Origin of the sequence: Scytonema millei VB511283, from assembly GCF_000817735.3 — a bacterium.
Lineage (GTDB): Bacteria > Cyanobacteriota > Cyanobacteriia > Cyanobacteriales > Chroococcidiopsidaceae > Chroococcidiopsis > Chroococcidiopsis millei_B.
Map to the genome: position 1 here is coordinate 87,372 of NZ_JTJC03000017.1, position 14,078 is coordinate 101,449.

General features: G+C 38.3%; 13 protein-coding genes. 5 read left to right on the forward strand and 8 right to left on the reverse strand.

Going from position 1 to position 14,078, the window contains the following annotated elements:
* Positions 1-163 precede the first annotated feature (163 nt).
* The 7 genes from QH73_RS26005 to QH73_RS26030 all read right to left on the reverse strand — a co-directional run bounded on the left by QH73_RS26005 (position 164) and on the right by QH73_RS26030 (position 7,291).
* A complete protein-coding gene (locus tag QH73_RS26005; RefSeq protein ID WP_039713799.1) occupies positions 164-1,453 on the reverse strand; it encodes an ABC transporter ATP-binding protein in 1,290 nt (429 codons plus the stop codon).
* A gap of 87 nt (positions 1,454-1,540) precedes the next feature.
* Positions 1,541-2,056 (reverse strand): class I SAM-dependent methyltransferase, encoded by a 516-nt coding sequence (locus tag QH73_RS26010; protein WP_165587787.1) that lies wholly within the window; start codon positions 2,054-2,056, stop codon positions 1,541-1,543.
* 181 nt (positions 2,057-2,237) lie between these two features.
* Positions 2,238-3,104: an ABC transporter permease gene (locus tag QH73_RS26015; RefSeq protein WP_132867246.1), complete on the reverse strand. Its 867-nt coding sequence runs from the start codon at positions 3,102-3,104 to the stop codon at positions 2,238-2,240.
* A gap of 341 nt (positions 3,105-3,445) precedes the next feature.
* Positions 3,446-4,210 carry an FkbM family methyltransferase gene (locus QH73_RS26020; protein WP_052289796.1) on the reverse strand — a complete coding sequence of 255 codons (765 nt, stop codon included), beginning with the start codon at positions 4,208-4,210 and terminating at the stop codon, positions 3,446-3,448.
* A 3-nt stretch (positions 4,211-4,213) separates the two neighbouring features.
* Positions 4,214-5,476: a glycosyltransferase family 4 protein gene (locus tag QH73_RS26025; protein ID WP_039713797.1), complete on the reverse strand. Its 1,263-nt coding sequence runs from the start codon at positions 5,474-5,476 to the stop codon at positions 4,214-4,216.
* A gap of 300 nt (positions 5,477-5,776) precedes the next feature.
* The gene (locus QH73_RS29050) at positions 5,777-5,911 is read right to left on the reverse strand and encodes a hypothetical protein (protein WP_286194201.1); all 135 of its coding nucleotides are present in this window, start codon (positions 5,909-5,911) and stop codon (positions 5,777-5,779) included.
* Positions 5,912-6,427: 516 nt separating this feature from the next.
* On the reverse strand, positions 6,428-7,291 hold the full coding sequence (locus QH73_RS26030) for a DUF3102 domain-containing protein (protein WP_052289795.1): 864 nt from the start codon (positions 7,289-7,291) through the stop codon (positions 6,428-6,430).
* Positions 7,292-8,099: 808 nt separating this feature from the next.
* Here QH73_RS26030 and QH73_RS26035 point away from each other — a divergent pair.
* The 5 genes from QH73_RS26035 to QH73_RS26055 all read left to right on the forward strand — a co-directional run bounded on the left by QH73_RS26035 (position 8,100) and on the right by QH73_RS26055 (position 13,416).
* Positions 8,100-9,230, forward strand: coding sequence for a glycoside hydrolase family 99-like domain-containing protein (locus tag QH73_RS26035; RefSeq protein ID WP_039713796.1), 1,131 nt, complete (start codon positions 8,100-8,102; stop codon positions 9,228-9,230).
* Positions 9,218-10,162 (forward strand): glycosyltransferase family 2 protein, encoded by a 945-nt coding sequence (locus QH73_RS26040; RefSeq protein WP_052289794.1) that lies wholly within the window; start codon positions 9,218-9,220, stop codon positions 10,160-10,162. The genes QH73_RS26035 and QH73_RS26040 overlap by 13 nt, the downstream gene beginning before the upstream one ends.
* Positions 10,163-10,320: 158 nt before the next feature.
* Positions 10,321-11,280, forward strand: coding sequence for a hypothetical protein (locus QH73_RS26045; RefSeq protein ID WP_039713795.1), 960 nt, complete (start codon positions 10,321-10,323; stop codon positions 11,278-11,280).
* Between the two features lie 55 nt (positions 11,281-11,335).
* On the forward strand, positions 11,336-12,415 hold the full coding sequence (gene gmd, locus QH73_RS26050; protein ID WP_039713794.1) for a GDP-mannose 4,6-dehydratase: 1,080 nt from the start codon (positions 11,336-11,338) through the stop codon (positions 12,413-12,415).
* A gap of 65 nt (positions 12,416-12,480) precedes the next feature.
* Positions 12,481-13,416 carry an NAD-dependent epimerase/dehydratase family protein gene (locus QH73_RS26055; protein WP_039713793.1) on the forward strand — a complete coding sequence of 312 codons (936 nt, stop codon included), beginning with the start codon at positions 12,481-12,483 and terminating at the stop codon, positions 13,414-13,416.
* A gap of 418 nt (positions 13,417-13,834) precedes the next feature.
* Here the strand turns inward: QH73_RS26055 and QH73_RS26060 are convergent, their stop codons facing one another.
* On the reverse strand, positions 13,835-14,068 hold the full coding sequence (locus QH73_RS26060) for a hypothetical protein (protein WP_165587788.1): 234 nt from the start codon (positions 14,066-14,068) through the stop codon (positions 13,835-13,837).
* Positions 14,069-14,078: the final 10 nt, after the last annotated feature.

The following is a 14,078-nucleotide window of genomic DNA, read 5'->3' on the forward strand; positions in this document are numbered from 1 at the left end:
AAATAATAACTGATAGCTTAAGGTTATAGATTTGAGATTAAGAATACACAAAAATTGGTAATAGTCACCTTTGGATCTTATCTTGTTCTTTATAGTCAGTAAAAATTATTTATAGATTTTTCAGTTTTAATTATAGTTAAGTTATTTTTGATGTGTGTATTAACTAAATATTATGACTTCTCACTAGTTTCCAAGTTCGAGGTTGATAAAATAAGCATTGACTCATACCCTTACCTTCAACAGTAAACTTAAAAGACTCAACAGCATCAAGCATGTAGTATAGATTTTTACTGATACTGAGTTTAAGGGTATAAAAACTTGGTTTTAAACCAAGGTAAGGCATCTTCAATTGAATTTCATAGTATCCAGGTAATATATCCCATGACTCACCGTCTTGTTGTGTATTGATACATAAAACATGTTCGCTTTCTCCAAAGGTTTCTTGAATTAAGAAACTAAGAGTAACGTTTTCAATCTCTTTATAAGCCTTAAATTCTACACAAAAGTAAGTAGTTTCCCCACTTAATAGCGATCGCGTTAAGTTTCCTTGTTCATCTTTAAAGCATAGAGCAGTAATATTTAGATCTGATTGCTTGCTTTCATACTTGTCAGTTAAAGATAGCAATTTTGCTTGATTCTTAATTTCATTGCTAAACAAGTCTTTTTCGTATTTGTCTACAACTGAATCTGTATTGCCAACTGTAACTACTTTTCCTTTGAGCAAGTAAATTGCTGACTCGCATATTGACAATATTGAATGAGAATTGTGTGATACTAGAATAAAAGATGTACCCTGTTCGCGTAGCTTAGCAAGTCTACGGTAACATTTAGCCCTAAACTTTATATCTCCTACTGCCAGCACTTCGTCAATCAGGAGAATGTCAGGTTCCGTGTAAATCGCACAAGCAAACCCTAATCTTGCAGCCATTCCCGAACTATAAGTCTGCACTGGAGCATCAATTGCAGCACCAATCTCTGCAAAATCTAAAACAGCCTCAAATCGCTCGTCGATTTCTTTCTTAGACAAACCTAAAATAGACATGTTGGCATAAATATTCTCCCGCCCTGTCAATATTGGATTAAACCCTGCTCCCAGTGCAATCAGTGGTGCAATCCGACCTTTAATTTCCACAAATCCACTGTCTGGTTTAATTAATCCACTAATAATTCGTAGTAGCGTGGATTTCCCACTGCCATTTGGTCCTACTAAGCCTAGTGCTTCTCCGCGTCGTAACTGAAAGCTAACATCTTTAAGTGCCCAAAACTCATCACGTCTTAGTTTTTCGCTCTTTTGTCGTATCCCTACTAACTCAGTAGCAATATCTTGAACGCCATAAAGCAGCGATCGCTTCAAGTCTCGGCAAAATTTCTTGGAAACTCCTTCAACTGAAAGGACTACCTCATTATCCAGTTGTTGTTCTGATATTTCCTGACTAGCAATACTAATTGTCATTAAACATTTATCCTCTTCACTACAACTTAGAAAAAAGCTTAAGATAGCGTCTCTAAAAGTCCGATCGAATATATATAAATATCTGACTCATTGCTTCTTCGCTTTTAGCCAGTATGCAGCTGGAAAATTAGGCACAGAATTATCTATTGATTTAAGTTCGAGAATTTCGTAATCATCTCGAAGCATATATCTCAGACCATGCTCGGTGAAACGCCAGTAATCATTTGGAGCCATATGAATTGCTTGTCGAAAAGGCAAACCGAGTAACAAAATACCTCCCGAGCGGAGAATTCTAGTTATCTCCTTTAAGCCAGCAAGATAGTCATCAACATGTTCAAGCACACCAGAGCAAAACACGCAATCAAATGTGTCATTCTGAATTTGCGGCATCGATCGCACGTCAAGTACCAGATCGACGTTGAACTCGGAAGTGGCTTCTGATGTGGTATACGATGAGCATTTCTGGAAATAATCTCGATACCATCCTCCGTCATTATCTTCGTCAGTATCGCTGCCAATAGAAAGAACACAGCCCTCAATATTTGCTGCATGACACTTAAGCCATTGATTTGATTCTTGTCTTGACTGTGAGGCTTTCGACAAGGTAGTGGCTTTGAATGTGTTACGTCTGCCGAAAATATTTAGTATTGAAATAGGGAAGGAACGTTGCGTCAGCGTTTTAATCATAAAACAATATTTTTAACTTTCAGGATGAGTTTTTAGTAAAATTCAGAGCGATCGGGTTAAGTACTTAAAATTCTGCTTCTCGAAAATTTAATTCCTTTTAAGAACTTATTCTCTCAACTACAAAAGGCATAGCTAGACGGTATACCAACCACCCTAAGAGCAGTCCTACTATGGCAAGAAGACTCACAAGCCAAAATCCAAATGGATTTGATACCACACCTGTCGTCGTTAACTCTCGCGTCGTTACTAGTAAAGGAGTGACTGGATTCAGTTGCACAAGTGTTGCTAATCCTCCTCCGTTGGGAAGTGGATAAACTACTGGCGTTAAAAATAGCCAAAAGCCAGTAAGGTAAGTAATCCCTTTGAGAATGTCGTTATATAAAACTCCTAGAGGTGCTAGTAGCAAACCGAAACATGTTCCTAGTATAACTAAGTGAATTAATGCTACTGGCGCTAAGATCGCAGTCCAACTTACTGGGATCTGATACCACAAAAACAACGCTATAATTAAAATTAACTTAATAGCAAAACTAAAAAATATCTGACCTAGTTTAGCTAGAATCAGTGCTTCTCGGGGAAAATTAATTTTAACCAACATTTGCTTTGCACTAGTAACTGCTTGAATAGGGCTAGTTAGTGCTTCTACGAATGTCTGCCAAAGGGTCATGCTAAACATCACGTAAGCTGGATAAGGCATGTCTGTTGCTCCAATATTTACGATATTGGTATTGTTAGCAAAAGTGAAGCCTAAAGCTGTGATAATAGGTGGAATTACAGCCCAGCAGATCCCAAGTAAGGACTGGCGATATTGAGCGCTAATGTCTCGCACCATTAACTGCCATGCTAGTTCCCGAGAAGCAAGTAGATCTCGCGCCATCTCTTGACATAGCCGCACCGGATTTCTCAGTTGGCTATCGGGTTTATAAACTACCTTAGACAATTTTTGGTTAACTAATCGAGTCATCTGCGGCTGTTTACCCCTTGTTTTATATATAAATTAGCTAGAATTCTAGATTAGCTTTTCAATCTCTCACTCTAAGTTTTAATCTCTACGTGAGTTGGTCAAAAGTAAACTTTTTTCAATATTGGATGGCTTTAGATGTTGTTTACATGCTATTCTGGAGAGTAAATGATGTCGATACCATAAAGTTCAGTCCTAAAAGACTTGAATGACATTCATTTCTAAGTTGTAAAGATTGCTAAATTTTGTTCAAAAAAATACACTGTTCGCGCCGAACAAAATAAGAATAATGACGAATGCTAAAGTCGGAGCTTCTATTGAGTTAATTCTGTCTTTACCTATAGCTATTGAATTTTCACAAAAATATCTCCATAATTGTATTCCTGGCGAGAACGAAAACTATCAGGAAAAGACTTAAGAAATTCTTTGACGGGCAACCATTCCTGAAATGTAAACAGTAACGTTTCTGCTGGCGTAATGTTAATATATAAATCTCCAAGGTGCGACAAATAGTCAATACAAGCAAGGGTTTTATCAATATTATCTTCCTGAAGATGGTATTCAAATGAAATTAGGGGTATTGGTTGTGTTAATCCCTTTAAAACTTCATACTCCCATCCCTCAACATCGATCTTGCAGTATTGTGGTCTTCCAAACTTAGCGATCGCGCGATCGAGAGTCACTACAGGTACATAAATACTAGATACAACTTCACTTACTGTCCAATTCTGGTCTAAGCTTGAGTGAGCGTGGTGAGTATGAACGTACAATTCAGTAATCCCAGGTTCTGCACCAACGGCGCATTCACATTTAGCTAATTTGCTACGATAGCGACTGCATCGTGCTGCAAGTTCTTTCATACAGTTAGGCTGTGGTTCAAATGCTACTACTCTCATACCGGCTTTGAAAAGTGCTTCTGTCTTCTCACCAATGTTTGCACCGATGTCGAAGCATAGGCTGTTAGGTTCTAATAGCTGAGAGTAGAAGGTGACTTCTTGATGGAATTTGACTAGACGCTCTTGTTTTAGCAATCGCCAATATAGGGTTCGAGCTGGGTGATACAACCGATTAGACTGGTATAGATGTTTTATGGTAGAAAGGTTTGCCATATCTCAATTCCTAGTAATTTTGTAGCCTGCTCCAGGCACGATCGGTGTATTGTCAGTACACAGTTCAACCTTTTCAGAAGGTGTAAACAAATCTTGTTTTCTTTCCAGCATCTCAGCTATGAGTTCTCTAGCTTTGGCTACTGCAACCTGCCAATTTAGACGCTCTTGGTATTCTGAGCGTGTAGCTTTTGCTAGCCGAATATACAGATCGAAATTGCGAAAAGTCTCTTCAATGTATGCAGCATATGTAGAAGCGGGCGTGCTTGCTGGAAAAGATACACCATTTTTTCCGTTTTTAATAATGGTGGGAATACCACCCACGGAACTCGTAACGCAAGGAATACCAAATGAGCAAGCTTCACATAGAACGCAACCGTAAGCCTCTGCACGCGCTGGATGAACCAAAAAGTGAGATTGTTCGAGTAGATGCTGCAACTTTGTACTGCCTTCACTGGTAAATTTATCTACCCGCCCATGAATGCTAACTTTATGACTGATTGCTGGATCGACTGCGAAGTCTGAACCGATAATATCCAACGTCGTAGGAATGCCCTTCTGATTGAGGATACGACAAATCTCAACAGCGGTATCACCACCTTTGCGTTCCCACTCAATACCAATAAATAGTAAGCGGCACAAATCGCGCGATCTGCCAGTGATATAGCGCTCAGTATCTTCTGAACTCACTACAAAATCATGGTTCGCACCAAACGGTACTACTGCGACTTTGGCAGATGGAATACCGTAAGTTGAAGTCGCAGTTTTATACGAACATTCAGAGGAGAATATATTTAAGTCTGCACGATTCATCGCCTTACGCTCGTGCTTATGAGCCCACTCAACGCTGAGGGGATGAAGATTTGAGTATACTTTGTAAGCGTCTTGTATGTCAGCAAAATTAGCATCTCGCCAATAGACAAGTGGAATACTGGGCGGGAAGTGAGCCATTACAGTAGAATCTTGAGCGAGCAAAACATCTACTTTTCGATCGGCAACTAGCTGCTCCGCCTGCCGCGCCATTTGCTCTAGAATCACAGGATGGTATTTACCATAGACAGGTGGAGTAAACACTGTTAATCGATTAAGTACTTTAATCCCCGTGTTCACAGACTTAGCTATTAAATTCTGTTGAACTGGACCAATATATTCAACTCGATCTCCTTGAGCTTCAAATTCTTTTAGAACATGCCATATAATCCCAGAAAATGCTCGGCGGCGAATCTCTGGATCTGCTAAATTCCATCGAGAAACAAATCCAATTCTCATTATTAACCTACTACAATCTTTTTAGATGCTTGCGAATCAAACTAGTTTTTAGTTAAAGGTTAAAAAATCGCGATCGCCAATCAGGATAGATTTATCTATACTATGCTTGATATACATACGCTCGAAAGACTTCACTTTTAAAGTTTGGGGAAACGTTAGGCTCATGATAGCTGTTAAGCTCAAACTTTGTTGATATGGAAAAGTTCGGATATTTTATGAAGGATAAGGGACGCTATGAATATAAAGCGGTTATATTTGAATTACAAGCATTTAATTGGGACATCTAATATAGAACTTATCTTATTCTTTAAGTTCTACAAAGAACTTACCATGTTCTCCACACAATAATTCTTCCACCGTAGAATTACTCTCAATAATTTGTGGTCGATCGCCTGAGTTGCTCGTAGGAAACAGAAATAATTTGTGTTTTCCCATATACCATAATCGTCGATTACAATAGGGACAGTAAATAGGTGGAATGTTTCGATCTTGTCCACAGTGCTTTTCAAGCATAAAAGAGTATAGTTGAATAAGGATAAGTGTTGATGGCAACGAATACTTTACTTTGAAATAAAATACTCGTTATCATACTTGTCTTTTGCGATCGGTTATCATCTTTCAACATTTATCACCTTTAACTCAAATGAAAGACACTATTTCATGTACGCATAGTAACTTCATTTAAACGATAAATATCAGTTTAGTTGACTAATAACTAACAATCGCAAAGGACTGGTAAATATATTGTTAATTTCACGCTTTGTTTAAAAGTAAGATAAATCAATAGTTTATTAAATTTATTTAATTTGAGTCTGAATTCAAAGAGCTAATTTAAAAAAACATTGTAAATAATGAAAGCAAAATCTCTTTTTTTCAAACAAAATATGCAGTAGCTCGTAGAAATAGCTACTACCTGATATTTTGTACCAAGTGGTTCAATTCAATACCAAGCTAATTGTTTAACATCCGAAGCTCTGAAGGAACGCGATCGGCGATCGCATACCAGACAGACAGAATTTGAGCGTCAGTTAGGCGCTCTATATGATTAATAAAAATCTGACAAATCACGTCAGTATTATTATTAGCTAATCGTGAAATTGTAGAAAAATTAGCATTAGCTACGGTGTAATTCAAATGATTTTCGTTTGAGTTTTGAAACAGCGATTGACCATACACGAGTGATTCTGAAGCATGTTCTTCAGACTGTAATTCTTGCTCATTTGTTAGTAAATCAGATGTAGGTACGATAGAAACAGAAGTAGGTTGTTGTGGATAACTTACTGCTGTTAAAGATGAATCTTGTCCTAAAGTTTTAGCATCAATATCGATTGTAACTGTTTCGGTTTCAGGTTGAACGACTTTTTTATATTTCTGAGTAATTACCTTAGCTTTGGAGTAAGTAATTGTCTCTCCTGAACTAGCGCGACGGAGAGCCTCTTGACGAGCTACTTCAGGTGTAGAAGGAGCAGCCAAGAGATAAAGGGCAGAATTAGCAATATTTAAATGGGTAAAATTTACACATTTAAACTGTTCGCTGACCTGGATGAATTTGGTTGAAGCAGAAACACTCCAATCAAATTCAGCTTTTAGCCACTTTCGGAAACGTCCATGTTCTAGCTGTTGCTTAACTGCTCTCAACTTTTGTCCGATATGAATAATATCTTGAGAGGTACGACGCATTAAACTTTTGATTTCACTGGTATTTTGCTGAATAGCGGCTCGCGTTTCACTGTCTAGTTCGGCATAGTTAAAAGTGACCATATCGGAAGTAGATGAGAATTCTTGCAATTCAGACGATAGCTGAGTGGAAGCCATAGAAATTATTCTCCTTCTCTCAGAATTCAAAAATGCCAGAGCTATTGATATTTTATTGAAGTATAAATCTTATTTAACAAATAGCTCTTCATATAAACAAACTACTAATTTTAAATATGCGGAGTCTATTAATTACTGTCCAGGGGGGAAAGTTCAGGTATCTTATAGCAGTTAAATGATTGTATTGCCAAACGAGTAGTAGGTTGGTAGAGGAGAAGCTCTTCACTATATTGTTGTTATTGTAGCGATCGCTAAATTACTAATATTGGCTCAAACAGAAAACTGTAGTTTTTGTCCAAGTATGTAGTTTTTTTGTGAGGGAGTGCGAAGGTACATAAAAAATCAAAAAGAATATTGGAATTTGCAAGGAAGCGCGATTACTACGGAATCTAGATCCAATAATTCTGAATTAGAAAACTAGTTATACTTAAACTTCTCAGTTCATAGTGAACGCTCTCTCTAAAGTTATAGATAATTGTTCTTTCCGCTACAGGCAATAAGATTTTATAAACTATGGAACCGTTCCTGAACTTTCCTGTATCGACAACCTTTATAGAGAAGGAAATAATAGAATGTGTTTACTCAAATAGCACTCTTTATCCTTTTGTCTTAGTGCGTCTAGCTCATAAAAACTAGAACGCTAGCGTCATAAAAAATGTTATCAATTGAGTTTTTCAAACTCAAATTTGACCATAATCTGTTGAATTCATATAAAATAGTTGGCTTACTGGTTTAGCTCAAACTAAGAGTTACGAAAATTTGCAGAAATAGTATTAATTTAACAAAATTTATTATTCTTAACTGTGATATGCAAGCTCGCCTAATTGCTTTTTACCTTCCTCAGTATCACCCTATCCCAGAAAATGATGAATGGTGGGGTAAGGGATTTACTGAGTGGACTAACGTCACTAAAGCTAAACCTTTATTCTCAGAGCATTATCAGCCTCACTTGCCAGCCGATTTAGGCTTTTATGATTTGCGTCTATCCGAAACTCGTCAGGCTCAAGCAGACTTAGCTAAAGAGTATGGAATTTATGGCTTTTGTTATTATCACTACTGGTTCAATGGCAAGCGCTTATTAGAACGCCCTTTCAATGATGTGCTAAATTCTGGACAACCAGATTTTCCTTTTTGCCTTTGTTGGGCGAACGAAAATTGGACGAGAAGATGGGATGGTAAAGAGCAAAATCTTCTTCTCAAGCAAATTTACAGCGAAGAAGACGATAGACTACACATGCAGTGGCTTGCTCAAGCATTCTCAGATCGTCGATATATCAAAGTTGATGGTAAGCCTTTATTTTTGGTGTATCGAGCTACGAAACTACCAAACCCGCAGCAAACCGTAAAAATTTGGCGTGAGGAGGCAAAAAGGCTTGGTGTTGGAGAAATTTTTCTCTGTAGAGTCGAAAGTTTTGCTAGCGAACAAGAAGATCCAAGATTGATTGGTTTTGATGCATCTGTAGAGTTTCAACCAGACTGGACTCAACTAGGTTTGCCTCTGCAAAAAGGTAGGCTTTGGCATCTAGCTAGAAAGTTAGGACTAGCCCATCAAGCTTATGGAAATCACAACATATATGAGTACTCAACTATTGTTAAACATATGCTGGCGAAGTCAAATCCAACCTATCAGCGATTTCCCTGCGTTACACCATCGTGGGACAATACTGCACGCCGTCAAGCTGGTGCCATAATTCTCCAAAATTCTACACCTGAAGTTTACGAGTCTTGGTTAAGAACGATTGTTGACAACACTTTAGCTAATAACTACTCTACCGAGAAAATTGTTTTTATTAATGCTTGGAATGAGTGGGCTGAGGGTAATCATCTTGAACCTTGCCAGAAATGGGGACATGCTTATTTAGAAGCTACTCGAATGGCGCTGAGAGATAGGAAAACTGACTTTACAACCTACTTATCAAGAGAAACATGCCTAAAGTAAGCGTTATTATTCCAAATTATAATCATGCACAGTTTCTCGAACAACGCATACAAAGTGTCTTAGATCAAACTTATCAAGATTTTGAAATTATTTATTTAGATGATGCTTCTACAGATAATAGTAATGAGGTATTTGCTAAATTTGCTAACAATTCTAGGATTCGAGCAATTTACAATCAAACGAATAGTGGCTCTCCATTTAAACAATGGAACAAAGGAATTCGTTTAGCACAGGGAGAGTATGTTTGGATTGCCGAGTCAGACGACTACGCAGATAAACGGCTGCTTGCAGAGCTGGTTGACAAGCTAGATAATAATCCTACAGTCGGGTTAGCCTATTGCTTGTCATGGTTTATTGATGAATGCGATCGCTCTATATTTAATAGTAAGGATTTACTCTATTTCCCCGACAAGGAACGATGGGAGAAAGATTTTGTAAATAATGGAATAGATGAATGTAGTAAATACCTAATTTTTGAGAACATAATTCATAACGCTAGTGCGGTGTTGATTAGGCGTAGTATATACGAAAAAGTAGGATATGCAGACGAATCTTTACGGCTCTGTGGAGACTGGTTGCTGTGGGTAAAAATGCTTCTCGTTTCTGATATTGCTTTTATATCAGAACCGCTTAACTATTACCGCGCCCATTCAGAAACAGTAAGATATGAAGCTAGTAGAAATGGGGTCTTTGCTGAGGAAAGCTATCAAATTGTACGTTATATTTTAGCTAACATAATTTGCTCGAAAGAAGTTGTCGAGCAAGTCTGCGAAACGAGAATTCATCGATGGTTGAAAATCATGTTTTCCAAGAACGAGAAAATATCTTGGAAACGCCACTATAAAATCTATAAAGTTGCTAGCGCAGTAGACTCAGAAATCAAGTTTCGACTGACTAAAAAAATTCTTAAAAACCTTTTAGTAAAAGTTTAATTTTTGAGCATTCAGCACATTTCTTAAAGTTGCTTTCGTGAGCTTATTTCACTCTGGACTGTGTTGCTGTAGCTTAAACCTTTTATCCTACGTCAGTTTGTTAGTACTGAATGAAAGAAGAATAACTTACCGACCTAAAAAAAGAAAGGGTAATCTTTATGAAACTTGCAAGCTCAATCCGGTATGGCGGTCAATTAGTGGCAGCAGAAGATTGTAGTTATGATGATTTTTTATTATTAGGTCTTCATTGCCCAGAATGTCAAGAACCTGTGATCCTGCGGAATACTTATCAACGACAACTCCAGAATGGAAAAATCGTTAATATAAGTGCTGCATTTGTTCATAGAAAAGCGATCGATTCAGCAACAGCTCAATTATGCCATTTGCGCGTCAGTCGTTACGATAAGACAGAGATCGAGCATCGTGCTTCGATCGCCAGAGGTCAACGAGAAAAGCTCTTAAATATGTGGTTTTGGGAAGTCTTTGGTGCTTATAGTCCTTCGTTTAATATGTATAAGAATCTTTTACAAAAAGAGGGCTTTCCCAAAAATTTGTCGCCAAGGCTAAAACTCTTTAAGCAGTACGTTAAGGAAAATAAACAACAAATTCTCAAAACCGCCAAATTGCTTGTAGAGAAATCTCCGAGCGTTCTTGACAGAGCTACCTTACTAAATACTTATCCTGATGTAAAAGAGCAAAAAAATCATTTTTTAAAAGTTGCTAGACGTGTTAGTAAACTTAATATCGAACTACACTTAGCTATTTGTTCAGAAGTTTTAGATTTTTTATCACAACCTCGCTCTAACGACCTACTCCTCAAGGTTGCAATGTTGTGCGTATTAGCAACGCACATGAGTGAAGATAGCACTTCGCTAGCAATAGAAGAAGTACTACCAATATCATGGTTTGTATCATGGCTAGTGTTCACCCCGTGGGCAGATGAATTTGCTAAATTATCTGAAAAATCTCGTCCAGAAGAACATACTACACAACAGCTCAAACAGGCAGAAAAGGCTTTGAGGCGTATGGTTAGACAGTGCAGAGCTAGAAAACAACCTTACGACGAGGCTCAGCTTAGGGAGCAGTTGCTTTCTAGTGTTTCAGTTGCTAGAAATTAACTCAACTAACGTAATAACTGACAGATTTAGATTAAAGATACAAAAGGTACTGAGGATGCAACAACAAAAACGCGCATTAATTACTGGCATCACAGGACAAGATGGCTCTTACCTCAGTGAGTTTTTGCTAGAGCAGGGCTATGAAGTGCATGGTATTATTCGTAGAACTTCTACATTTAATACTGACCGAATCGATCATATCTACGAAGATCCGCACCAAAAGGGAGCGCAGTTATTTTTGCACTATGGAGACTTAACTGATGGCACTACATTGCGTCGCATTTTAGAAGAAGTTCAACCAATAGAAATTTATAACTTAGGCTCTCAATCCCATGTGCGCGTGAGTTTTGACTCGCCAGAATATACTGTAGATTCGGTGGGAATGGGAACGCTACGCTTGTTGGAAGCGATTCGCGACTACCAGCACAGAACTGGAATTCAGGTGCGGTTCTACCAGGCAGGATCTTCAGAAATGTTTGGTTTCGTGCAGGAAGTGCCGCAAAAGGAAACTACACCATTTTATCCACGCAGTCCTTATGCCTGCGCTAAAGTTTACGCCCACTGGCAAACAATCAACTATCGCGAATCATATGGGCTATTTGCTTGTAACGGCATACTGTTTAACCACGAAAGCCCGCGACGAGGAGAAACTTTCGTCACTCGCAAGATTACACGCGCGATCGCTCGGATTGTCGCTGGCAAGCAAAAAGTCCTCTATTTGGGCAATCTTGATGCTAAAAGAGACTGGGGCTATGCCAAGGATTACGTCAGAGCCATGTGGATGATGTTACAGCATCCACACGCAAATGATTACGTCATTGCAACCGGTGAAACCCACTCGGTGAAGGAGTTCCTCGATCTCGCTTTTAGTTATGTCAATCTGGATTGGCAGCGTTACGTGGAATTTGACGATCGCTACCTCAGACCAGCGGAAGTAGACTTGTTGATCGGAGATGCTACCAAGGCGCAACAACAGTTGAGTTGGAAACCTTCAGTGACGTTTGAGCAACTCGTCGCCTTAATGGTAGAAGCCGATTTGAGAGCTATAGGTCAAACTTCACCTAACTGTAGTGATACGTATGCGATCGAGGATATTGCCACGATTCGGCATGAAATGATTTCTTCCCATAACTAAAGTAGTCATAAAATGACCTGTCGAAGTCATTATTTTTTGTATCTAATTGAGGTTGTTATCAACCAATGGTTACTCAATCGAGAGCGGTTTTAGTAACAGGCGCTGCCGGCTTCATTGGTCGATACGTCTCCCGTTACTTTTTAAGGCAAGGTTGGACTGTTATCGGTATCGATACTTCTTCTGTTAAACATGCTTCCCTACTCAACTTATCAGCCTATTACCAAATTCATCTGCCAGATATGGCATTAGGCGATTTGTTACAAAAACACTCTCCTCAAGTTTGCATTCATTGTGCTGGTAGCGCCTCCGTTAATTTATCTGTTACAGATCCAGCTAAAGACTTCTACGCTAATACAGGAGTGACATTTGAGCTACTTAATACTTTGCGTCTTAATGCTCCAGATTGTCGGTTTATCTTTTTATCGAGTGCAGCAGTTTATGGAAATCCGCAGTCACTTCCTGTGAGTGAATCTCATTCTCCTCTGCCAGTTTCACCATACGGATTTCATAAATGGCAGTGCGAACAATTGTGTTTAGAGTTTACTAATGTTTATGGTTTACCAACTGCTAGCGCTAGAATTTTTTCAGCTTATGGTCCTGGTTTACGACGACAGGTAGTCTGGGATATTTTTCAAAAAATTATTACGCAAAGGTCGCCAACATTACAAGGAACGGGTCGAGAAAGCCGTGATTTTATTCATGCTATCGATATCGCTGCGGCTTTATTTGTTATTGCAACTACTGGCTCTATGCAGGGTGAAGTTTATAATATTGGTAGCGGTCGTGAGGTGACTATTACAGAGTTAGTAAGTCTAGTCCTAGATACACTATGCTACGACTGTAATCCAGAATTTGATGGAGTTGTACCCATAGGTGTACCGCTTTATTGGAAAGCAGATACAACAAAATTAAGTGCTTTAGGATTCGATCCAACTGTAAGTTTAGAACAGGGCATTAGCTCTTTTGCAAACTGGTGTCGCGCGGAGTTAGTAGGGATATGACTTATATGTATACTATGATGCATAATAAGTGATATAAAAAAACTAATCTATCTAGAGGCTCTCTGTCTCTAAACCGAGACGGACATGAATATATTATTTGTTTGAGAGAACAAAATAATTAGTATAGATTGATGTACAAATAAATTAATACTAATGATGAAGTTTCAACAATTCGACTTACTAATACACCGATCTAGTCAAGCTCGATTAAAAATACATTTATTTTTACAAATTAACTTTTTTATTTTGTTATTGTTTGCTATTATTTAAAGTAAGTTAAAAAGGATAGTAACATTCAGGTAAGTCATAGTTGTTTGCGTCATGAATACCTGACTGGCTGACTTCTGTTGCAGTATGAGGTTGTCAAAAAGACACTCCGAGTACATTTTAGCTATCTTTAGATAAGATAGATTGGTCTTTAACAGAAACAATGAGGTTGTACGATCGCTATTTTTAGTATTTTTAGCTTCCGAAATCCGCGATCGCGATCGCCAATTCTTGCAACTATCATTTTCATGTCAGCAAACCAATCCAATCGGCGCAGCGAGACAAAATCTTCTTTTTCGCACTGCTTTCGACTTAACGATAATTCATTCTCTCTGCACCTCACTCCAACCACGTACTTGAAAGCATCTGTTAAAACATTTAACACTGAAGGAATT

What these genes read in the sequence shown, in the direction of transcription:
- QH73_RS26005 (WP_039713799.1), bottom strand. Translation starts at nt 1,453, where the DNA reads ATGACAATTAGTATTGCTAGTCAGGAAATATCAGAACAACAACTGGAT.
- QH73_RS26015 (WP_132867246.1), bottom strand. Translation starts at nt 3,104, where the DNA reads ATGACTCGATTAGTTAACCAAAAATTGTCTAAGGTAGTTTATAAACCC.
- QH73_RS26020 (WP_052289796.1), bottom strand. Translation starts at nt 4,210, where the DNA reads ATGGCAAACCTTTCTACCATAAAACATCTATACCAGTCTAATCGGTTG.
- QH73_RS26025 (WP_039713797.1), bottom strand. Translation starts at nt 5,476, where the DNA reads ATGAGAATTGGATTTGTTTCTCGATGGAATTTAGCAGATCCAGAGATT.
- QH73_RS29050 (WP_286194201.1), bottom strand. Translation starts at nt 5,911, where the DNA reads ATGGGAAAACACAAATTATTTCTGTTTCCTACGAGCAACTCAGGCGAT.
- QH73_RS26030 (WP_052289795.1), bottom strand. Translation starts at nt 7,291, where the DNA reads ATGGCTTCCACTCAGCTATCGTCTGAATTGCAAGAATTCTCATCTACT.
- QH73_RS26035 (WP_039713796.1), top strand. Translation starts at nt 8,100, where the DNA reads ATGCAAGCTCGCCTAATTGCTTTTTACCTTCCTCAGTATCACCCTATC.
- QH73_RS26040 (WP_052289794.1), top strand. Translation starts at nt 9,218, where the DNA reads ATGCCTAAAGTAAGCGTTATTATTCCAAATTATAATCATGCACAGTTT.
- QH73_RS26045 (WP_039713795.1), top strand. Translation starts at nt 10,321, where the DNA reads ATGAAACTTGCAAGCTCAATCCGGTATGGCGGTCAATTAGTGGCAGCA.
- gmd (WP_039713794.1), top strand. Translation starts at nt 11,336, where the DNA reads ATGCAACAACAAAAACGCGCATTAATTACTGGCATCACAGGACAAGAT.
- QH73_RS26055 (WP_039713793.1), top strand. Translation starts at nt 12,481, where the DNA reads ATGGTTACTCAATCGAGAGCGGTTTTAGTAACAGGCGCTGCCGGCTTC.